Genomic DNA, 22,407 nt, shown 5'->3' with positions numbered 1-22,407 from the left:
TTTATCAATAATACTGAATTTACCTTCTTCAATAATAAATATTTTATATCGTTTTTTGTGTTTAATTCTGATAGTTTTGGCTGGGATTTCAAATCTAAGAAATTTTAAAACCTGTGGCTATTATAAATTATTTGTAGTATTCTGGGTTATATATTTTTTTAGATTATTTCATGATTTATTATATGAAAATATTTCTGTAGGTCCCTTTGGGTCATTTCACATATTTGGATATGCTATTGGAAATTGCTTGATTCCATTTTTGCTTATTGCAAACAATGGATGGAAGTTAAATATTGAACTTTTTAAAAAGCTCTTTTTTTTCACATTATTATTCTCTAATGTGTTGATAATAATAGGGATTTATATTCAGTTTGGAGGATTATCTTTATCGATGCTATCTGATAGAGTATCTATTACAGAAGGTGATGGATCTAGTGAGTTAGTTTTAAATACTATATTAATTTCTTTCTATGGAGCAATTTTACTATTAATATCCCTTAATGAGTTTTTAAAAAGAAAAGATTATGTTAGATATACTATTCCTTTTTTATTGGGTGCATCTAATCTTTTAATAGGAGCAGCTAGAGGTCCACTGTTAGGGGCCTTGCTAATAGTGTTTTTTCTAATAATAAATAATATTAGAATTTTAAATAAAAAAGCAATTTTTTTGTCTTATGGAGCCGCATTTATTTTTATAGGCTTTATCTTTTCAAGTTATTCTTATGATTTGAATATCGAGAGTATTGATAGGATTAGTACCCTATTCGACAGTGATCAATCAGGAAATAATTTTAAAAATGAGGCCAGGCCTCATGAATGGAATAGTTCATGGGAACAATTTTTAAATAATCCATTTATTGGAGATAAAATTTTGAATGATTACGATAATTATTATCCACATAATATTTATTTGGAAGTTTTATTGTCAACTGGAGTTTTAGGCGGATTTTTTTTCTTTATACCATTTCTAAAATCATTGATTTTCAATTTTAGATTACAAGATGACTTCTTGAAAATAGTTTTTTTAGTTAATGTTATATTTGGGATAACTACAGGTAGCTTGTATTTAAATGTGGGTTTTTGGGTTTCATTGGCATTAATTATACATTTATTTGATGGAAAGAATGAATCTTTGTCTAGTATATAATTTTGCTCAACATTATAGATTGGGTGTTTTCAAAAAAATGGAATTGGAACTTGATTCTGACTTCTATTTTGGTAATGCCTCTGATGATATTGTAAAGTTAGATTATAATGAACTAAGGAATTTTAAAGGAGAATTGATAAATATCCCAATTGCTCCGCCGATATATTGGCAAAAAGGTATTTTATCTATTGATAATAAATATTCACATTATATACTTTTGGGTGAGTATTACTGCTTAAGCACTTGGGTATTTACCATCCTACGTAAATTGCAGAATAAGAAAATTTATTTCTGGACTCATGGTTGGTATGGAAATGAATCTTCTTTAAAAAAGGTGGTAAAAAAGCTCTTTTTTAATTTGGCTGATGGTATTTTACTCTATGGGAACCATGCCAAAGAATTAATGATTAAAGAGGGGTTTGAGCCCAAAAAATTGCATGTCATTTATAATTCCCTTGATTATAATAAGCAGTTTTCAATTCGGCAAAGCCTGAATTCATCCCCATTGTTTGAGGATCGTTTTGGTAATAATAATAAAGTCATTCTATTTATCGGAAGATTGACTAAAGTTAAACGATTGGATCAATTGATAGAATTAATTTCTAATTGCAAAAAGGCGTTTGAAAGAAATCTTAACCTTGTGATAGTGGGCACCGGTGTCGAGGAACACAGCTTGCAAACGCTGGTGGAGGAGAAGGGGTTAAATGATCAAGTATGGTTTTATGGGGAATCTTATAATGAGGAGTTAAATGCCCAACTGATTTATAATGCTGATATATGTGTTTCACCTGGAAATGTCGGATTAACCGCTATGCATTCTCTTATGTATGGAACGCCAGTAATAACCCATAATGATTATAAAAACCAAATGCCTGAATTTGAGGCAATCGAATCAGGTATTACAGGAGACTTTTTCCAAAAGGACAATATTGAAGATTTGACAAACGTAATTTTGAATTGGATAGATGACAATGAGAATCGATTTGTAGTTAGGGAGAGATGTTATAATATTATGGATAGGATTTACAATCCTGATTTCCAAGTCAAAATTCTTAAATCACTATTATATAATGAAACAATTCCTAAGGAGGACTTACCGAAATGTGCGGATGTCCATTTTGAGAAAAATTAAGGGGCTAAAATATGTTCATAATACAGCATATTTTGGATCGAATGTATCTCTTTCAAAAGATTTGGTTTCGGGAAGGTATAGTTTTATTGGAAACGATAGCATAATTTATCCGAAGGTTGAAATTGGCGATTTTAGCATGTTAGCGAACAATGTATCCATTATTGGCGGTGATCATTTATACCAAAGAGCAGGGATTCCTATAATTTTTTCAGGTAGGGCTGAATTAAAATCAACACGAATAGGAAAGGATGTATGGGTTGGTGCTTTTGTAAAAATAGTAACGGGGGTTACTATAGGTGATGGAGCCATTATTGCAATGGGGGCGGTTGTGACAAAAGATGTTGAGCCTTATTCAGTTTATGGAGGTGTTCCAGCTAAGAAAATAAAATCTAGATTTACTACTGTAGAAGAGCAAGATACTCATAAAAAGGTGATTTTGGACGATCAACACACTAAGAAATTTGGTTTTGATGATTTATGTAAGGCTTTATAGCATATATTTACCCATGTTAAAAGGGATGGTAGTAAATGTTTTGTAGAATTATACTCTTGGGTACTTGGTAAAGGTGATAAGCCTGATTTTGTTTATTTAGATTAACTGATGAAAACTCGTTTAGACCTATATTCTAATACAGCCTATAAGCCAGGAAATAAGGTGAAATTGATCGTATGGTATTTAATCAATCGCCTTTTTTTTAATACTAGTTTTCCTTATCCCAATAGTTTTAAAGCTAAATTATTGAAGTGGTTTGGTTCATCTGTGGGTACTGGGGTGATTTTCAAGCCACACGTAAATATTAAATATCCTTGGTTCCTGACAATAGGAAATCATGTTTGGATAGGAGAGAAAGTTTGGATTGATAACTTGGCTCAAGTAAATATAGATGATCACGTATGTATTTCTCAGCAAGCCATGCTATTATGTGGCAACCATAATTACAAAAAAGACACTTTTGATTTAATGCTGGGGGAGATTAATATCCAGGAAGGGGCTTGGATCGGTGCCAAGTCGATTGTATGCCCTGGAGTTACAATTCATTCTCATGCGATTTTAACGGTTGGTTCTGTTGCTACGAGTTCACTTGATCCTAATACTATTTATCAAGGTAACCCAGCAAAAATAGTGAGAGAGCGTCATTCAAGTAATCAGCTTGCCTATAATTAAAAGTAATACTAGAATACTATTTTAATCCTTCACCTTCCTTTAATTCCGTTATTCCTTGCCGTTTTGGTTTGATAAATTTGTGATTGCCTTGATGAACCCGTTATGTTGGGCGATCATGGTTTTGCTGTTGAGCATAGGGTTTAGAAATCGCCTGGTGAAGAATAGGCTGTGTTGGCTTGCATTGGGGATTTTGGTGTTTTTTACGAATCCATTTATGTCCATGCAGGTGGCCAAAGTCTGGGAAGAGGGCCTGCAGCAGGTGGATGAGGTACAGGTGAATGGGCGGCCGATTGTTGTGCTTGGCGGGATGGCCGAGTCACTGCCGGAGTTGGATCGACCAGTGTTTTTTAAGGCGGGAGATCGATTGATGGGGGCTATGAAATTAATGAAAGCCTCCGGAAATAGCACATTAGTACTCAGTGGTGGTTCCCTGTATGGGCCGGCCATCGCTTCAGAGTCCAGACATATTAAAGCATTTTTGACCAATTTAGGTTTGTTTCCTGAGCGCATAGTGACGGAGCCACAGTCAACGAATACCGCACAGAATGCCCGTTATTGCAGCGATATTTTTCAGCAAAATAACTGGGCCAAAGATATCATCCTGGTGAGTTCGGGCTATCATCTGCACCGGGCCAGGATGTGTTTCGAAAAGCAAGGGTTTCGGGTAGAAACCTTCGCTACGGATCCTCTGGAGAGCCGGAGTCCAAAGCCACTGATTTATGCATTTATCCCAAGCATGCAGAGTTTGCAGACCTGGGAGACCTTGCTGAAGGAGTGGTTGGGTCTCCTCTACTACAGGCTAAAGGGGGAGATTTAACGTTTTGCCCAAAATACGCCTTATATTCTTTTACTTATTATTTGGCGATCTCAGGGTGTACTATTTGATCTAACACATTTTTACCACACACACACCATGAAAGTATCTTTAATAACTGCCTGCTATAATTCAGCAGCGACTCTTCAAGATACCATCGACAGCGTGACACGTCAGCTGTATGATGATATCGAGTACATTATCGTGGACGGTGGTTCCACGGACGGCACACTAGACATCATCCGCGCCAATGAAGGGCGGGTGGATCAGTGGATTTCAGAACCAGATAACGGCCTATACGATGCCATGAATAAGGGGATAAGGCTCGCCACTGGCGATATCGTGGGGATCATCAATTCGGATGATTTTTATCATCGTGACGATGCCATCTCCAAGGTGGTGGAATGCTTCCATACCTCAGGTAAGGATAGCGTCTATGCTGATGTGCGCTTTGTATCTCCAGAAAATCTGGAGAAGACGGTACGGTATTATTCTTCTAAGAAATTTCACCATAACCTCTTCAAAAAAGGAGTGATGCCCGCTCATCCGACTTTCTTCACTTACCATAAGTTCTTTGAGGAATTTGGGTATTATAGGACGGATTATCGCATAGCGGCCGATTTTGAATTGCTCCTGCGTTTTCTCTATAAAAACCACCTTAGCTATGAATACCTGCCTTTGGATATTCTGAAGATGCGCACCGGTGGCGTGAGTACCCAATACCTGAAGAATAACTGGACGATCAATCAGGAGAATCTCCGTGCCTGCCGTCATAATGGTGTATATACCAATTATTTACATCTCTATAGCCGGTATTTTAATAAGGTATTGGAGTTTGTACCGGCTATGTGGTAAGCAATTTATTTATTCATTATTCTAAGGGATAATTCTTAGAAATACTTGGTAATTCACTTGGCTAATTGTATTTTTAATTGAATTTTTGAGGATATTTTTCCTTTTAGAAGAGCGATTAAATATAAAAGGCATAATTCCGTAAATTAATGTTTTCAAAAGCTATTTTGGCGTATAATTTTATTGATAATCCACTAGGATTTGGAAATAAACTAAGGCGTAGTTTGAGCATGGAAGCGGTTGATTTACTGGGGTTTTAGTGAAGAATGAGGAGGGCCTTTGAAGCAGGTATTTTATTCCCTAATTACTTAAAGAACAACACAAACCTTTTTTATAACATCAAAACCAATAAAGTATGAAAATGAACCAAAGTTTACGGCGAGGGCTCACGGGCCTATGCTTCTTGCTGGTGGTATTATTCCTCAGCAATTGTAGCAACAAAGACGAAGAGACCTTAGACCCTTACCAATTTCAGGAAGAGGAGTTTGAGGCGGTACCGGATTTACCGGATGTTGAAGATCCAGATCCAGTGATTATAGAGCCTGAGCTCGGCGAAGTAGTGACCTCTCCATCCACCACTTCGGTATTGGATGATCTGATCAATGCGGGTAGCGAGGGTGATATCAATGCAGGCACTAAAGGTAGCCTAGACGATATCCTTGATTATTCTAATGGCTTCTCTGCTGAAATCAGAGAAAGTGCTAAGACCTTGGATGAAGCGACCATCGATGCGATTCTTGATCCTTCTAAGCCACTTACTGGCATATATAAGGAACTTCAGGATCACCTGGCCTCTGCTCCAGGAAGTATCATTGCGCTTTTGCCTAAGGTAAATTATTCTGAGGATTATAGCTTCTTAGATAAGGATATCCAACTTCCAAGTGCTGAGCTAAACAAGGAATTCCCTTCTGAAAGTACCGTAAAGCGTGATTATGCAGCAGAATTTGGCCCATGCCAAGGAGCAGCGATCAAAGCTTACGATAAGAAAGTGGAAAACCTAATGAAGCAGCGTGACGAGGCAGTCGCTAAAGCGCAGAAGAATTATGAGCGCAGAGTAGAGGATGCTGAGGATCGTTATGATTCACGTATGGCTAAGCTGGATAAAGAGCGTAAAGAGAGAATTGCCACTTTGAAGATCACTGTATTGGCGCTGAATGGCGTAGCAGATCAGATCGGTAAGTTCAGCCCAGAGCTGGGTGCAGTATTGAAGTATTTTACCATCATCTATGCCGTGTATGGCAGACAGCAGATCGACCTTTGGTATGAGCGCAGTGAAGCGATGCTGAAAGTGGCCCTTCTTCAGGAGAAACTTGATGCTATCGAAGCACGTGACGAGTGTATCTATGAAATTCAAATGGAATTCGAGAAATGTGTATTTGCTGCAGACAAAGTGTTGAAAAAGGCTTTGGCAGCTTGTCATAATCAGGGCTCAGGAAGCTGATCCCTAACACCAAGGTAGTTAATCCGAATGCCTGCATTTGAGCTGGACTGCTGCATACCGTGCACAGGATAGCGTATCTGAGGGCTGATCCGGAGTAAAAGATGTTTTGATGTACATTTTTTTGTTGCAGTGTACTTTCCCGGGGAGACGAAAGTTTTCCCCGGGAAAGCACCGCAACTTACCTCATCAGGGCTTACTACCTTATTTTTTTCCATCTCCATCACCTTTTATGACCTTCATTTTCTGCTATTTCCATAGGGAAAGGCACAGATAAACCAACAGGTTATAAGGCTGAGATAATTACAAATCATGCAAAAAGTTGTGATTACCCTAATGAATAAAAAAAACTACACTCCAATACTAAAATTCATCCAGGGATGATCTATGCTGAATTTTTATACCCATTTATCCTAGTAGCCTCCCCGAGAAGGGCTGAGCTAGGGAATGAAAATCCTTCTTCTGAAGGATGATCTGTCATCAGAATACTAACTATCATCCAAGACATTAAGTGAGCATTGCAATTTCATTTTTGAATTTTTACTGCCAAACCTTTAATTTTTAATGATTTCGATTCGAAAAATATATTACTGCCTCCTGCTCGGCGTACCATTATTGCTGGGCATAGGCAGTGAAAAGGCTAAGGCACAGGTGAATTTTTTGGGAAAGCCGGGCTACATGACGAGTCCCTCCGCTTCCTGGAACGAGGAGAAGCGACTGGGGCTGTCCTTTGGGTATATTCCACGGGTGTACTCTAAGGATATCAATCCAGGAGCCAATACCCCCATATCGCTCAATACGCTAAACTTCTATAATGTGCGGGCGGGGCTCACACGATTTATGGAGGTGAATTTTACTGTAACCTACCGTCCGAGCCTGAGGGATAGGATTGGGATAGGGGATCGGCAGGTAGATTTTCGGTTTCGGCTGAAGGAGGAGAATAAATATTGGCCTTCGATCGTGCTGGCCATCACACCTCCAGGATCTAATGCTCCCTTTATGTCGCAAGATTATTTGGTCCTGACCAAGAATATAGCCCTGAAAAGCTGGATGCTGCAGTTCACCGCTGGCTATGGTTCTCCCTATATGATCAAGAAGAATCGTACAGGGGATGGTCCAAAATATAGCTTTGCCAAGAAAGATTCCTTCTTCGGGGTGGATTATCTGGTAGGGCCGTTTGGGGGGATGTCTGTGAAGCCATTGGACTGGGCAGGACTTATGGTCGAGTACAATACCAATACGATTAATGCAGGGGTTTTTGTAGATATTCAGGATTGGCTCAGCGTCAATGCCTATACCTTTGAGGGTAAGAAGCTGGCATTTAATATCGCCATGCAGTTTTCATTAGATTTCAAACCTAAAGAGCTGAGGGCATATGAGAGGAAGCATTAGAGTGATGATCGCTTCCAGTTTCCTGCTGTTGGCTTTGGGAGGAAGGGTTTTTGGACAGGAGCAGGTGTCCCTGGCAGACTTAGAGAAGGCGCTTTACCATCAGGGATTTGAGCAGGTTCATATTCGGGAACGGGGGGACAGTCTCCAGGTGTTTTTTGAGCATAGGGAATTCCGGAATCCCATACATAGCATGGAGTATGCCAGTCGGATTTTGGAGCAATATAGTCCTGCGGGGCTGTCTTATGTGCCATTATATCATAATCAGCCCATGGGAGAGTATGCCGCCGACCGGTCCTGGACTGCGGAGCTGACTCGGGAGGATTACCGCTATTTCAAGGCCAATAATAAGTTTTCGGATTACCGGTTCCACATTCGTCTGGTGCCCAGTATAGCGGCTAATTTTGGCTATTATGATAAGCCCGTACGGGCAAAGACGAGTTTGATTTTAGATACACGATGGTACTTCATGGAGGGGATCAGCTTGCAGTCTGGTTTATTGATTCCGATCCAGAATTCCCTAGATGCTCAGGACCTCCAGCCACGCCTGGCGCCCAGTCAGCTGTCCATTTTTCGACATTTAGCCCGCAGCCATTATGCCTTTTTGAGCTTAGGTACCTTCTTTAATAATAGGTATGGCGGGGATCTCCAGTATCGGTTTGCTCCGATAAATGGTCGCTGGAGCTTTGGCGCAGAGCTGGCACTTACGGGCTATTATCATATTCAGGATGGGAAGTTCTATACTGAGGTGATGGATGACCTTATGCTTACGGCAGATGTGGAATACCGCACGCCTATAGAGGATGTGTCCCTGAAGCTTACGGCCGGGCAGTTTTTGTATGAGGATATCGGGGCCAGACTGGATATGATCAAGCAGTTTGGGAATGTAGATATCGGCTTATTTGGATCAGTGTCCAAGGCAGGCACGAATATAGGGTTCCAATTTGCCTTCCCATTATGGCCGGGTAAGATCCTTCGGGGCAGGAAAGTAGAGCTACGTACCACGGAGGAGTTCCGTTGGGAGTACAGTTATAATAATGAAGATCTGGTAAATCAGTCTTTTCGCACCGGCATGCCACGACTTTCTGACATTACAAGACAATACAATGGCCACTTTATTCGTGGTAAATAACCCAGACGGGGTGTTTGGGATTTTTGCAGACAGGGAAGCTGTCTGAATCAAGTAAACTAGTATATTTTACTTTGCTATATATATACGTCCACTAGCTTTTAACCTACTATTTCGTATGCAAGTCATCATTGTTTTAGCACTTACCATTGTTTCAGGACTATTGCTTATCCCATTAGTCATTCGAGTGATCAAGAAGAATAATATTATGGACCTGCCTGGAGGCAGGAAGATTCATAAGCAGTCGGTCCCCTCGATGGGGGGATTGGGAATTATGTTGGCTTTTGCGGCGGGTGCGGCTTATATCCTCCAGGGGGAGAGTCTGCACAGTCATTATGCCATTATGGTGGCCCTGGGATTGCTGACACTTATCGGTTTTTGGGATGATAAGATGGATATGTCGGCCATGCACAAGTTGATTGGGCAGCTGAGTGCCTTCTCCATTTTAGTGATCCTCGGAGATATTCGGATACACAGTTTCTTCGGTTTACTGGGGATATACGAATTGCCGCTGATCTTCAGTTACGCCCTATCGATATTCATGTTCGTCGGGCTGACGAATGCCTATAATTTGATAGATGGCTTGGATGGCCTTGCGGGCACTTTGGGTCTGATCTCTTGCAATTTCCTTGGGGTATGGTTTCTTTATGCTGGCTATAAGGTGGAAGGCTTGCTATGCCTGGCGATGTTTGGAGGGATTTTAGCCTTTTTAGTGTATAATTGGCATCCGGCAAAGATCTTCATGGGAGATACAGGCTCGCTGCCCATAGGCTGTTTTATTACCACGCTTACCATTATATTTATCAATGCCAATGGAGCCTTGCCCATAGAAAGTACATATAAATTCCATGCGCCGATAGCCTCAGGATTATCCTTGATGATCGTGTGTACTTATGATACCTTGCGGGTATTTATCAGAAGAATTCGGAGAGGTAAATCTCCTTTTTCGCCTGACAAATCACATATCCACCATTTCCTCATGCGAATGGGACATGATCATGATCAGGTGGCAATGCTATTAGGAGGAGTGAAGTTATTGTTTCTGGGTTTGGTGATTGCTTGCAGCAATATGTCTGACCATATTATGCTGCCGACCATCTTTGTGCTAGCCATCGCATCCGGTGGCCTGATCAATGTGGTGACCTTACGCAAGGTACGCGCCAAGGTCCGCAAGACTCCCCCGATCTCCCAGCGTATGTCTCTCCAGCTTAGCACTGAAGACCCACGGTCAAGAGGTGAAAATTGGGAGAAAGAAGCTATTTTGGAACGTTAATAAGAATTGAAGAAACTCCTTCTTTAAGATTTTCAGTGCTTTTTAGCCTCCTTTAGGGGCTTGGGGGTAGATGAGAATTAAATATCACCCCACCTAGGTTGATTACGATTTACCTAGGGTTGGTTTAATTTTGCCCTTTAGGGGCTTGGGGTTAGGCATCAATAATTATAACGACAAAAGGCAAGAGCTTATGCTCTTGCCTTTTGTCGTTTACTGTGTTGGGAATGAAAATTAATCCATTACAATTTTATAACTCGGATCATCATCAGCATAGTTGATATTGACTATCTTTTCGGCTTTTTCTAGTAGGTTCTTGGAGCTGGTACTCAGGTGACGGATATAAACGGTCTTACCCGCCTTATTATACCTCTCGGTCACCTTATGTACCGCATCAATGCCCGAATGATCCACGATTCTGCTTTCTGCAAAATCAATAATGATCTCATCAGGGTCGTTGAGCGGATCAAACTTCTCACCAAAGGTCAAGGCACTAGCAAAGAATAAGGGACCATAAATCTCATAGTGCTTCACACCATTGCCATCCATCGTTTTTCTTGCTCGGATCATTTTAGAATTTTCCCAGGCAAAAACCAGTGCTGCGATGATCACACCTACTAATACCGCCAGGGCTAGATTGTGCAGGAATACTGTCACTAGAGTCACCACGATCATCACAAGGACATCCGATACCGGTACTTTCTTGAAGATCTTCAGTGAGGCCCACTCAAATGTGCCTATGGCTACCATAAACATCAAGCCTACCAAAGCCGCCATAGGGATCATCTCAATATACGATGAGAAGAAAAGGATAAACGTCAATAAGCCGCAGGCAGCGACGATACCAGAAATACGATTACGGCCGCCAGCATTTACATTGATGAGGGACTGACCGATCATGGCACACCCACCCATGCCTCCAAAGAAGCCTGTAGTGACATTGGCCACACCCTGAGCGATACATTCCTTATTGCCATTGCCACGGGTCTCAGTGATCTCATCCACCAAGGTCAGCGTAAGTAAGCTCTCTATCAGTCCTACGCCAGCCATAATGCCAGAATAAGGTAATATGATCATGAAGGTCTCCCAGGTCAATGGAACCATAGGAATATGGAACTCAGGAAGCCCACCAGAGATCGAAGCCATATCACCTACGGTCTTCGTATCGATATTGCCAAAAATTACTATTCCAGAAATCACCAATATCGCTGCCAGGGCAGAGGGAATTACTTTGGTAAGTTTAGGGAGGTATTTGATGATGGCCATCGTCAATAGCACCAGACCAAGCATAATATATAAAGGAGGGCCCGTGATCCAATCATACTGTCCTGGGCTGGTTTCGATCTGGAATTGTCCAAATTGTGAGGTGAATATGATCACCGCAAGGCCATTGACAAAACCAAACATAACAGGATGGGGTACCAATCGAATGAGTTTCCCCAGTTTAAGCACTCCCACCAAAACCTGAATAATGCCCATAAGGACTACCGCGGCAAAGAGGTACTCTACCCCTTGCTGCACGACTAAGGCTACCACCACCACGGCAATGGCGCCAGTAGCTCCAGAGATCATGCCCGGACGACCACCCAATATGGCGGTGATCAAACCAATGAAAAATGCGCTGTAAAGCCCAATCAACGGGGATACCTGCGCGATAAGTGAAAAGGCCACTGCTTCAGGAACCAATGCCAATGCTACCGTAAGGCCTGAGAGCACCTCGTCTTTTAGGCTGGACTGCGTTGGTCGAAATAGATTAAAGAACATCTGTGTCATGTCTTTCAGAAATTGTATTAATAGTTAGAATGATCGATTTTATACTTTACTTGAGCTATTCATCAATGGCTATAGAAACATAGCTATATCTTATTAACCCAAATGCAAAGGTAGGGCTTTTATTAGCAAAATATTATTTTGTTTAATAAAGTATTTATGAACAGGGGATTATTGGGGATTCCACTATTAGAGAATCACCAGGATTGGCGGGGTTTGCGGAATCTGCAACAAAGATATGTTTTCGTTAAAAAATATTCAAGCCTATGGATTAAATAATGCACTTTCCTAATTAATAAGGAGAGGTGGAAAACCGGAATATTATAGAAGATCATTGTTCTAAGGCCTCTTCTAATCGGAATGATTTATCGGGATCCGGAAGAATTTCGAATTTTATTTAAAGAATACCATAACGACAAAGGCCATGATATAACCACCTAAAAGGCTAAGGAATAGGGGCTCCGAAAGCCTAAGCTTCTTATACTCGGGGGTATTAGTCGTATAGGTTTTATAACCTAATTTGCGGAGGTACTTTTCGGGATAAAACGAAAGTAAACACAGACCATACGCAAGGGTGAGTAGAACTAGGGTGAAGGCGGTATCCATAGCTGGTTTTAATTTTGGCTAAAATTAATTTACTTTTACCAATTACCCTATTATTTCCCTAGAAAATTAAGTCAATATTACCAAAATATTAACTGGTGTTAATATGCCCTTTATTTGCAAAGGTTTATAACTTCCTCACAGAATCCCTGATAATCAGGTCGGCATCTAAGACTACCTTGATATTGGGGCTGCTGGAGCCATTATTTATCTTGTCGAGAAGTAATTCGGTAGCTTTCACACCCAATTCGAAGCCGGGCTGATGCACTGTGGATAAGGTGGGGCGTATGATCTCCCCAAGTTGCCAATTACTAAAGCCAATAACGCCTACTTCCTCAGGTACCTTAATGTTCTTTTCTCTCAGATATTCCATAACTCCCAATGCCACCAGGTCGGTCACACAGAAGATGGCATCCGGAGGCTCGGGCAAGTTCATCATTTCCCTGGCGTAAGTATATCCTTCTTTTTCAGTCTGCAGATCACAGATTCTAATATAGTCTTCCTTGATGGGTAGTTTATGCTGCTCCATTGCTTCGGCGTAGCCTCTGTGGCGTTCGTTGGAGTGCTGGACGATCAGCCGTCCTCTGAGGTGAGCGACCTTCTGGTAGCCTTGACCAATGAGGTAATCCACCGCCTGATAGGCACCACTATAATCATTTACCACTACCTTGGGGGTGTCAAAACCCTCAATGATCTTATCCACCTGAACCACGGGGATTTCTGCATCTAAGAACTCCTTGAGATGACTATAATCTTCTGTTTCATTGGAAAGGGAGATGATCACTCCATCCACCCGGCTGTTGAGCAGGGCCTGAGCGACCTTTTTCTCATCGCTTAGCTTCTCGTTTGATTGGCAGATCAACACATTATATCCCTTATCATTGGCCTCCTGCAGGACGCCACTGATGATCGTGGAGAAAAACTGGTGCACCAACTCAGGGATGACCAAGCCAATATTAAAAGTCTTACTTTTCCTGAAATTTACCGCTAGCAGATTAGGGACATAATGATGCTCCTTTGCATAATCCTTTACCAATTTGATAGTTTCATCACTGATATCCGGGTGGGATTTAAGTGCGCGTGACACGGTGCTCACCGCCAAACCAAGTTCTCTGGCAATATCCTTAAGGGTAAGTTGATGCTTTTCGGCCATAAATGTCTTAGAGGGGTAATTATAAATGAAAGCATGAACATACGGAAACCCCCTAATATGGGCAATATTTTTGTCAAATTATTTAGACCTTGTTTAAATTAGCCCATCGGAACTGATTGCACAATCGGTTGCGGAGAATTGGGGCTTGCAGGACTGAAAGTTTTTAGGTTAATTTAATTAATAACAGCAAGAAATTATACTATCAAAACCTATAAAACCCTATGAAAGGTGGCCTCGTTGCCGCCTTTTTTTTTGCCTCAAAACGGCCTATATAGTCCCGTAGGCCTATTTAGTGTTAGTTTTAAATAATTTTTACCAAGACTTTTATAAAACTTGTAGGAGAATGGTATTTCAAATTCCCCCTTCCTTATACTATAACTAATAAGGCCCGGGGAGATGGTTCGAGGAACAGACATTTATAGATAGACTAGAAAGGGCTAGTGGGTTTAAGATTAAGGAGGAATTGGCGGAGCTATTTCCGCGAAAATGACAAAATCTGGTAAATACTGCTGTTTACCTTAACAAATCTCCTAAGTTTTGCGTTAATTTGGGCATCGAAAAAATGATATACAATGCAAACAGGACTTAAACATCTCCATTCAGGAATGGCTTATTTGGTAATAGCCGGATTAGCTTTCGTTTTTATTTATGCCCTTATCGGCGCACTTTCCAACCGTCAATTTACTGACAAGGACCGGAAATTCGGATTGATTGGCTTCATCCCGGCACATATCCAACTTTTGGTGGGTATCATTACTTACTTTGTAAGTCCACTAGGCTTCTCTAATATGTCTTCTGGCAATGCAATGGCCGACAGCATGAGTCGCCTATATGCTTTGGAGCATCCTTTGATGAATATTATTGCCATAGTATTGATCACGGTGGGCTATAGCCGCGCGAAAAAATTGACCGAAAGCCGTGCCAGATTCAGAAGTCTATACATGTTTTACGGGATCGCTCTCATCATGATTATTGCTAGAATCCCTTGGTCTGCTTGGTTAGGATAAGATTTCCCCCTTCAGACCTCCTCTTTTTTGCTGAAAAGTAGAAGAATACCTTTAAAAAATTACCTAAAAAAGGCGGTTCAACTTATGAACCGCCTTTTTTTATTCCTCCAATACCTTCTTTACCCGGCCTACCTCGCCAGTATTAAGCTGGACTTTTATCCCATGAGGATGGGTAGGGGACTTGGTCAATATTCTTTTTACCTGTCCCTCTGTCAATTCGCCTGATCCCTGATGCTGCTTTTGCACCACTTCTACCCAGTCTCCGAGTTTTATATTTTTCCTGTTTGTACCGTCCATTTTATAATTAATTTGCTAGATCGTAATTCAATTTACTTATACCTCTTCCTGCTTATAGTATCCTCGGCGGATGATTTCTACCAAGGTGTCTGGCCTTTTCCCATATTTATTGAGCGCAGCTTAGCGCTGCAATGTCGAGGAATCTTCCCTTATAATATTTCCCTTACCCCATGGAATTATGCTTAAATCACTGAGGCTAGAACAGCCTTTGAGCGAAGCGTCCATAATAATATAACTAAGGAGGACTATGACAGAAGCGTAGGAATTAAGATAGTGATTGGTTTTCTTTTGAGGCCAGTTCGAGGATTTTATCAAATTCCACTGGGCCAAGATCTTTGAAGAAATAGTGGACGGGGTTGATGATATTACCGTCTTTGATGACCTCGTAGTGCACGTGGGGAGCAGTGGAAGAGCCGGTATTGCCGACTTTACCTATCTCATCGCCGCGTTTTACCTTTTGGCCTTTTCTTACTTCAAATTCATTCATATGCCCATATCGGGTTTGGAAGCCAAATCCATGGTCGATCAAGACCGATTTGCCGTAACCGCCAAATTCGGTTTTCACTTCAACCACTGTGCCATCCCCAGTCGCATAGATTGGGGTGCCCTTGGGGGCAGAAAAGTCGATGCCTGTATGCATCTTACGTACTTTCAGAATGGGGTGTATACGCATCCCAAAACCTGAGGCCAGGCTCTTGAGATCTTCATTATGGATGGGCTGAATGGCCGGAATAGATGCCCAATATTGTTCCTTATTCAGGGCGTTTTCGGCCAGCTCATCATAAGAGAGAGACTGTATATAAAGTTGTTTTTTTAGTTGATCGACCTTGGCCATCACATCGATGATCAGTTCTTCTTGCTGCAGGCCTTTTTCCTTGAGCTCCTTGAAGCGGTCAGATCCGCCGTATCCCGCATCCCGGATGGAAGAGGGGATAGGCTCGGATTCAAAAATCACTCGGTAGAGATTGTCATCACGATCCTTGAGGTCTGCAGCGACATCGGTGAGCCGTGTCACTTCCTTCTCCATCAGTTCATAATATAGCTTGAGCTCATCGTTCTCTTTTTTGAGCATAATCTCTTTAGGACTATCAAAATAATAACTGAAGACTATTAGTATTCCCACAGCCAAAATGATAGACAGAGAGAGGAAGCCTAATACCCCTAACAGAATATCCCATTTGCTCTTCGTGTAACGTTCATATTTACACGTTTTAGGATCATAGTAATATTTTATTCTACTCATTATTAATTAAATGGTATTTCTCCTATTTTTGTAGCCCTATGTGTGATGGAAGCGCGGTGTATCGCCCGACGTTGATAACCGCCAATATAGGCATAACACTTGTATTATCCGAATATAAATAAGCATAAGCTATTCAATGGACGCTAAAAGAATCAGAAGTACTTTTATAGAGTTCTTCCAATCGAAGGAACATCAATTTGTGCCATCCGCACCTATTGTATTAAAGAACGACCCAACCTTGATGTTTACCAATGCGGGGATGAATCAGTTTAAGGACTTTTTCCTCGGCAATGAAGTACCATCCTATACCCGAGCCACCGACAGCCAAAAATGCCTGAGGGTATCGGGCAAGCATAATGATCTGGAAGAAGTGGGGGTGGATACCTATCACCATACCATGTTTGAGATGCTTGGCAACTGGTCTTTTGGGGATTACTTTAAGAAGGACGCTATAGATTGGGCTTGGGAGCTATTGACTGAGGTGTATGGATTGCCCGTGGATCGGCTGTATGTGACGGTATTTGGCGGAGACCAGGGCGATAAACTCGATAAGGACATGGAGGCTTACGACCTATGGACGGCGCATGTCAATAAGGATCGTATTCTCTTTGGCGATAAGAAAGACAACTTTTGGGAAATGGGTGATGTGGGACCTTGTGGCCCGGCATCAGAGATCCATATTGACCTTAGGTCTGCAGAGGAGATCGCCAGCATACCAGGCAAGGACTTAGTCAATGCGGATCATCCTCAGGTGATAGAAATATGGAATTTGGTATTTATCCAATTTAATCGTCTTGCCAACGGAAGCTTGCAGGAGCTGCCGGCAAAACATATAGATACTGGAATGGGCTTTGAGCGGCTCGTCCGCGCCATCCAAAATAAGTCTTCCAACTATGATACGGATGTATTTACGCCCTTCATCCAAGCGGTGGAGACCAAGGCGGGTAAGAAGTACGGGGAAGATGAAAAGATAGATATCGCTGTAAGGGTGATCGTGGATCATATCCGTGCGATCGCCTTTACCATCGCCGATGGTCAGCTGCCTTCTAATAATAAGGCGGGCTATGTGATCCGAAGGATCCTTCGTCGGGCAGTGCGCTATGGCTATACCTTCCTGGGTTTTCAGGAGCCCTTCCTGTATGAGCTCGTGCCTTTGCTTTCGCAGCATTTTGGGGATATCTACCCAGAAGTACCTTCTCAGGAGGACTTCATCAGTAAGGTGATCTATGAAGAAGAGGCGGCTTTCCTGCGTACCTTGGACAATGGCCTGAAGCGCCTAGACCAGATCAGGGAAGACCTTAGTGTAAAAGGCGAACGGGTGATCACAGGAAAAGTAGCCTTTGAACTTTATGATACTTTCGGTTTTCCGCTGGATCTGACCTCTCTTATCGCTCGTGAAGCAGGGATATCTGTGGATGAGAAAGGCTTCGATGAGGAGATGGCGCAGCAAAAGAAGCGTTCCCGTGCCGCCGCAGAGCAGGAGACAGGTGACTGGGTGATGGTGCAGGATGAAGCAGGAGTGGAGTTCGTAGGTTACGACCAACTGGAAGTAGATACGCATATCATAAAATACCGTGAGGTAAGTGATAAGAAAGGCTCCAAAGTGCAGCTGGTACTGGCGCAAACGCCATTTTATGCCGAAAGTGGTGGACAAGTGGGCGATCAGGGAGAACTGGTTAATGATAAGGAGACCGTAAAGATCATCGATACTAAGAAAGAAAATGATCTTTTTGTGCATATTGTGGATAAACTTCCACAGGATCCTACCGCTAGCTTCACCGCTAAGGTAAAGTCAGAAAAAAGAAATCTGATCATGAACAATCACAGTGCTACCCACCTGCTGCATGCAGCATTGAGGGAAGTACTTGGCGATCATGTGCAGCAGAAAGGTTCCTTGGTCAATGATCAGGTGCTTCGATTTGACTTTTCGCATTTTAGCAAGGTGACGGAAGAGGAAATTCATCAGATCGAGAAAATAGTAAATCAAAAAATAAGAGAAAATATCCCGCTTCAGGAGCTTAGAAATATCCCTATCGAAAAGGCTAAGGGCATGGGAGCCACGGCTTTGTTTGGTGAGAAGTATGGCGATTTCGTTCGGGTGATCATTTTTGATCAGGAATACTCGGTGGAACTTTGCGGAGGGACACACGTATCAGCCACAGGACAGATAGGTCTGTTTAAGATCACCTCCGAAGGATCCATCTCCTCAGGGGTGCGGCGTATCGAAGCGATCACAGCCGTGGCTGCGGAGGAGTATGTATCCAGGCAGCAGGAGCTGATCCAAAGTTTGGGGGATTTGCTTAAGCATCCCAAGGATCTTCTGAAGGCGGTAGAAGCTCTTTCTCAGGAAAGAAATGAGCTCAAAAAAGAAATTGAAAAGCTGCACTTGATGCAGGCAGGGGCACTTAAGGACGAACTGGTGAGTGGAGTGGTCAGCATAGCTGGTACCAATCAAATCATCAGTAAGGTAAGCCTACCTTCTGCCGATGCACTAAAGAAGCTGGCATTCGAATTGAAGAATGAGGTGGACGATGTGTTGGTGGTAATTGCGGCGGACATTGCAGGGAAGCCTCAGGTGGCTGTAATTATTTCTGATAGCCTGGTAGAGAGCAAATCGCTAAATGCAGGAACGATCGTAAGAGATCTGGCTAAATCCATTCAGGGTGGCGGCGGAGGCCAGGCTTTCTTTGCTACGGCAGGAGGAAAGCGTCTTGAGGGCTTAGAGGAGGTTGTTGATAGAGCAAAATCAATGTTTTCTTCTATATGACCTGTTTTTTGCGCTTGCTGAATTTGGTTTTGGCGCAAAACTCTGCCATTTTTGGTTAATCATACCACGAAAGTTGAAATATTTAATATTATACAATGCCTTCTAAGGAAATAAAAGATAAATATGAGTTGGTAGTAGGACTTGAAGTACACGTTCAGCTACTAACCAAGAGTAAAATGTATGCGGGAGATTCCACGGAATTTGGGAATCTACCTAATACAAATATTTCAGTCATCACTCTGGGTCATCCCGGGACCTTACCCAAGGTGAATAAGCGAGCAGTAGAGTTTGCGATGAAGCTGGGTTTGGCATGTAAGTCTGAGATTACCCGTCATAATATTTTTGCAAGAAAGAATTACTTCTATCCCGATCTTCCAAAAGGCTACCAGCTGACGCAGGATAAAAACCCTGTGTGTGTGGGTGGTATCGTACCGATCACCTTGGACAAAACTGGTGAAACCCGGGAAATCGAGCTTACCAGAATCCATATGGAGGAAGATGCTGGTAAATCCATGCACCTTGCAGGAGAGCTGGACACCTTGGTCGATTATAATCGTGCCGGGGTACCACTTTTGGAGATTGTTACTGAGCCATGTATCAGAGCTTCCGAGGAGGCGTATCAGTTTATATCGGAAATCCGCAAGCTGGTAAGGTACCTTGAGATTTGTGATGGGAATATGGAAGAAGGCTCCATGAGATGTGATGCCAATATTTCTATTCGTCTGAAGGGGGAAACTCATTTGGGCAAAAAGGTAGAAGTAAAGAATATGAACTCCCTCCGGAATGTGGCCAGAGCCATCGAGCATGAGTTTGACCGCCAGATAGACATGATGGAGAAGGAGGAGACGATAGTTTCTGAGACGAGGACTTTTGATGCGACCACAGGCCTCACGGCGAGCATGCGTACCAAGGAGGACTTAAACGATTACCGCTATTTCCCTGAGCCGGATCTCAGTCCGGTGGTGATTTCTGAAGAGTGGCTGGAAAGCATCAAAGTCGCTATGCCATCCTTACCTAGAGAATTACATGAGCGTTTTGTGAATGTATATGGCCTGCCGGAGTATGATGCAAATGTGCTGACAGATAGCAAGGAAATCGCCTTGTTCTTTGAGCAATTGTGTACAGAAACCTCCAATTATAAGGCTGCTTCCAACTGGATGATGGGACCTGTAAAGTCGTATTTGAATGAATTGACCTTACATATTTCAGATTTTCCGATCAGCGTCAAGCAATTAGCAAATCTTATTAGGCTAATTGATGAGGGAAAGGTGAATTTTTCTGTAGCTTCGCAGAAAATTTATCCGGAGTTACTGAAAAACCCTTCTAAGTCACCGCTTGAGATTGCTCAGGAGCTGAATTTGATTCAGGAAAGTGATGAGGATTCCTTGAAGCCAATTATCGAGCAGATTCTTGGCGAAAACGAGGCGAAAGTGGCTGAATATAAGTCGGGTAAAAAAGGTTTATTAGGAATGTTTATGGGGCAGGTGATGAAGCGTTCTAAAGGGAAGGCCGATCCAAAAGTCGCTACCAAAATATTAACAGAACTCTTAGAAGATTAATAAATATGACTAAGTTAAATTATCTCATGGCCCTAGCGGCTGTACTACTGATAGCAAGCTGCTCGAATGAGGTGAAGCAGGAAAAATTTGATGGGGAGGTAGTCATCAGTGGCAGCCTTAAGAATGTGCCAGAGGAAGGGATTTTGCTGCTGTCCAAATATATGGATAATAGTATAGAGACGGTGGATACCCTTGCGGTGGGAGAGTCTGGAGCCTATGAATATACTTTGAGCATTGAGGAGCCGGCATTTTATGAGCTGGACTTATATGGCGAGAAGCAGGTACGTTTAGCCTTATTTAGTGAAGATGCCAAGGTGGATTATGATTTTGCAGCTGAAGAGAGCCTTGCGATTTCCGGATCTGCGGATTCTGAGCAGATTGCTAAGGTGGATGAACTAGCTGAGCAATACCAGGAAGAGATCAATCAGCTAAATAGCGATTACTATGAGGCCTTATCCGCCAAGGATGAGGAGACTGTAAAGAATATTCAGCAGAAAGCACTGGACCTGGAATCGAGTCATGCCAATAAGGTGAAGGAAGTCATCAATAGCATGGATGGTAGTTTTGCGGCTTTAGCAGCGATAGGCATGCTCAATCCGCGAAATGATTTCAACTATATTGACTCTTTGGTTACCGAATTGGATAAGAAGTATCCTGAGACCAAGATGATTGTAGGCTTGAAGCAGGAGCTTGAAGAGATGAGAGCATTGAGCATCGGGCAGCCAGCACCTGAGATCGCCCTACCAAACCCTGATGGAGACTTGGTGAAGTTATCCGACTTCAAGGGTAAATATGTGATGGTGGATTTCTGGGCGGCATGGTGCAAGCCATGTAGAGAAGAAAACCCAAATGTGGTAAGACTTTATAATGAGTATAAAGACCAAGGGTTTGAAGTACTTGGCGTATCGCTGGACCGGAGCAAGGATGCCTGGGTGAAGGCGATTGCTGATGATAATTTGACTTGGGCGCAGGTATCAGACCTTAAATATTTCAACTCAGAGGCAGCAGCTACCTATAAGATCAACGCTATCCCGGCGACCTATTTGATAGGTCCTGAGGGAGATATTATTGCGAAGGATTTGAGGGGTGCGAGCCTTGAAAATAAATTGAAAGAAATTTTCGAATAATGGAATGCTTTTTGATGAAAGGCATTTGCCGGAAATAAATTACCGTCACAATTAATAACAATAAATTTAACATGAAAAAAAGCAGTTTTAAATCACCACTGACCAGGCTGGCAACAGTAGCACTTTTCGGATTGCTGGCTATGGGCGCTTGTAAAAGCAAAAAGAAAGTAGTAGAAGCAGCTCCAGCACCGGCACCAGTTGAGGAGACCACACCCGCCCCAGCTCCTGCAGCGCCTAGCGCTGACGAAGTAGCCGTAGGAAAGCTAGAAAATTATTTTTCCACTATCGCCAATGCAAGTAGCGTACAAAGTGCGAACAGTTCCATTCAGGAAGCATTGAGTATGTTTTCTAATCAAAACACTCCTGTGTTGATCGTCATTCATGAAGAAAATGGTATCAAGGATTATGATGAGCCTACCACCATTGTGAAGTACCTCAATTACCTTAAAGACACGAAGAAGAACTTAAACTTCATCAGTGATATTAGGCTTGATGGTAGCGGAAAAATCACAGAACTCGAACTTCGTAGACGTTAATATCTCCAA

Annotated in this window: 20 protein-coding genes; 15 read left to right on the top strand and 5 right to left on the bottom strand. The window is 42.3% G+C overall.

Annotation, left to right across the window (positions count from 1 at the left end; translation table 11 throughout):
• Positions 1-76: 76 nt before the first annotated feature.
• From B050_RS0112750 to B050_RS0112715, 7 genes are all read left to right on the top strand, one after another.
• On the top strand, positions 77-1,147 hold the full coding sequence (locus B050_RS0112750; RefSeq protein ID WP_157492779.1) for an O-antigen ligase family protein: 1,071 nt from the start codon (positions 77-79) through the stop codon (positions 1,145-1,147).
• 37 nt (positions 1,148-1,184) lie between these two features.
• Positions 1,185-2,279, top strand: a complete 1,095-nt coding sequence (locus B050_RS22430; protein WP_018474314.1) for a glycosyltransferase — start codon at positions 1,185-1,187, stop codon at positions 2,277-2,279.
• Complete coding sequence (locus B050_RS23770; RefSeq protein WP_018474313.1) at positions 2,257-2,772, top strand: acyltransferase; 516 nt, start codon at positions 2,257-2,259, stop codon at positions 2,770-2,772. The genes B050_RS22430 and B050_RS23770 overlap by 23 nt, the downstream gene beginning before the upstream one ends.
• A gap of 108 nt (positions 2,773-2,880) precedes the next feature.
• The gene (locus B050_RS0112735; RefSeq protein ID WP_018474312.1) at positions 2,881-3,444 is read left to right on the top strand and encodes a WcaF family extracellular polysaccharide biosynthesis acetyltransferase; all 564 of its coding nucleotides are present in this window, start codon (positions 2,881-2,883) and stop codon (positions 3,442-3,444) included.
• 91 nt (positions 3,445-3,535) lie between these two features.
• Complete coding sequence (locus B050_RS0112725; RefSeq protein WP_083923283.1) at positions 3,536-4,261, top strand: YdcF family protein; 726 nt, start codon at positions 3,536-3,538, stop codon at positions 4,259-4,261.
• A gap of 96 nt (positions 4,262-4,357) precedes the next feature.
• A complete protein-coding gene (locus B050_RS0112720) occupies positions 4,358-5,113 on the top strand; it encodes a glycosyltransferase family 2 protein (protein ID WP_018474309.1) in 756 nt (251 codons plus the stop codon).
• Positions 5,114-5,465: 352 nt separating this feature from the next.
• On the top strand, positions 5,466-6,551 hold the full coding sequence (locus tag B050_RS0112715) for a hypothetical protein (protein ID WP_018474308.1): 1,086 nt from the start codon (positions 5,466-5,468) through the stop codon (positions 6,549-6,551).
• Here B050_RS0112715 and B050_RS23465 read toward each other — a convergent pair.
• Positions 6,533-6,766 carry a hypothetical protein gene (locus B050_RS23465; RefSeq protein ID WP_157492777.1) on the bottom strand — a complete coding sequence of 78 codons (234 nt, stop codon included), beginning with the start codon at positions 6,764-6,766 and terminating at the stop codon, positions 6,533-6,535. The two genes, B050_RS0112715 and B050_RS23465, sit on opposite strands and share 19 nt — an antisense overlap.
• A 346-nt stretch (positions 6,767-7,112) precedes the next feature.
• Here B050_RS23465 and B050_RS0112710 point away from each other — a divergent pair, with 346 nt between their 5' ends.
• From B050_RS0112710 to B050_RS0112700, 3 genes are all read left to right on the top strand, one after another.
• Positions 7,113-7,940, top strand: a complete 828-nt coding sequence (locus B050_RS0112710) for a YjbH domain-containing protein (protein ID WP_018474307.1) — start codon at positions 7,113-7,115, stop codon at positions 7,938-7,940.
• Positions 7,924-9,069 (top strand): YjbH domain-containing protein, encoded by a 1,146-nt coding sequence (locus tag B050_RS0112705; RefSeq protein ID WP_018474306.1) that lies wholly within the window; start codon positions 7,924-7,926, stop codon positions 9,067-9,069. Before B050_RS0112710 ends, B050_RS0112705 begins: the two co-directional genes overlap by 17 nt.
• Positions 9,070-9,184: 115 nt before the next feature.
• Positions 9,185-10,339, top strand: a complete 1,155-nt coding sequence (locus tag B050_RS0112700) for a glycosyltransferase family 4 protein (protein WP_018474305.1) — start codon at positions 9,185-9,187, stop codon at positions 10,337-10,339.
• A gap of 231 nt (positions 10,340-10,570) precedes the next feature.
• Here the strand turns inward: B050_RS0112700 and B050_RS0112695 are convergent, their stop codons facing one another.
• A complete protein-coding gene (locus B050_RS0112695; protein WP_026235855.1) occupies positions 10,571-12,109 on the bottom strand; it encodes a SulP family inorganic anion transporter in 1,539 nt (512 codons plus the stop codon).
• 727 nt (positions 12,110-12,836) lie between these two features.
• On the bottom strand, positions 12,837-13,862 hold the full coding sequence (locus tag B050_RS0112685) for a LacI family DNA-binding transcriptional regulator (RefSeq protein ID WP_018474302.1): 1,026 nt from the start codon (positions 13,860-13,862) through the stop codon (positions 12,837-12,839).
• 572 nt (positions 13,863-14,434) lie between these two features.
• Between B050_RS0112685 and B050_RS0112680 the strand changes: the two genes are divergently transcribed.
• The gene (locus B050_RS0112680; protein WP_018474301.1) at positions 14,435-14,869 is read left to right on the top strand and encodes a hypothetical protein; all 435 of its coding nucleotides are present in this window, start codon (positions 14,435-14,437) and stop codon (positions 14,867-14,869) included.
• A gap of 99 nt (positions 14,870-14,968) precedes the next feature.
• On the opposite strand, the gene B050_RS0112675 is transcribed toward B050_RS0112680, so the two are convergent.
• Both B050_RS0112675 and B050_RS0112670 read right to left on the bottom strand, forming a co-directional pair.
• A complete protein-coding gene (locus tag B050_RS0112675) occupies positions 14,969-15,166 on the bottom strand; it encodes a YwbE family protein (RefSeq protein WP_018474300.1) in 198 nt (65 codons plus the stop codon).
• Between the two features lie 265 nt (positions 15,167-15,431).
• A complete protein-coding gene (locus B050_RS0112670; RefSeq protein WP_018474299.1) occupies positions 15,432-16,409 on the bottom strand; it encodes a M23 family metallopeptidase in 978 nt (325 codons plus the stop codon).
• A 136-nt stretch (positions 16,410-16,545) separates the two neighbouring features.
• Here B050_RS0112670 and alaS point away from each other — a divergent pair, with 136 nt between their 5' ends.
• From alaS to B050_RS0112650, 4 genes are all read left to right on the top strand, one after another.
• Positions 16,546-19,176 carry an alanine--tRNA ligase gene (alaS, locus tag B050_RS0112665; protein ID WP_018474298.1) on the top strand — a complete coding sequence of 877 codons (2,631 nt, stop codon included), beginning with the start codon at positions 16,546-16,548 and terminating at the stop codon, positions 19,174-19,176.
• Positions 19,177-19,271: 95 nt separating this feature from the next.
• Entirely contained in the window at positions 19,272-20,735 is a 1,464-nt protein-coding gene (gene gatB / locus B050_RS0112660) for an Asp-tRNA(Asn)/Glu-tRNA(Gln) amidotransferase subunit GatB (protein ID WP_018474297.1), read from the top strand.
• Positions 20,736-20,740: 5 nt separating this feature from the next.
• The gene (locus tag B050_RS0112655; protein WP_157492776.1) at positions 20,741-21,862 is read left to right on the top strand and encodes a peroxiredoxin family protein; all 1,122 of its coding nucleotides are present in this window, start codon (positions 20,741-20,743) and stop codon (positions 21,860-21,862) included.
• Between the two features lie 71 nt (positions 21,863-21,933).
• Positions 21,934-22,398 carry a hypothetical protein gene (locus tag B050_RS0112650; RefSeq protein ID WP_018474295.1) on the top strand — a complete coding sequence of 155 codons (465 nt, stop codon included), beginning with the start codon at positions 21,934-21,936 and terminating at the stop codon, positions 22,396-22,398.
• Positions 22,399-22,407 lie beyond the last annotated feature (9 nt).

Origin of the sequence: Echinicola pacifica DSM 19836, assembly GCF_000373245.1 — a bacterium.
GTDB lineage: Bacteria > Bacteroidota > Bacteroidia > Cytophagales > Cyclobacteriaceae > Echinicola > Echinicola pacifica.
Note: the sequence above shows the minus strand (reverse complement) of the source record. Positions and strands in the feature narration are given on the sequence as shown.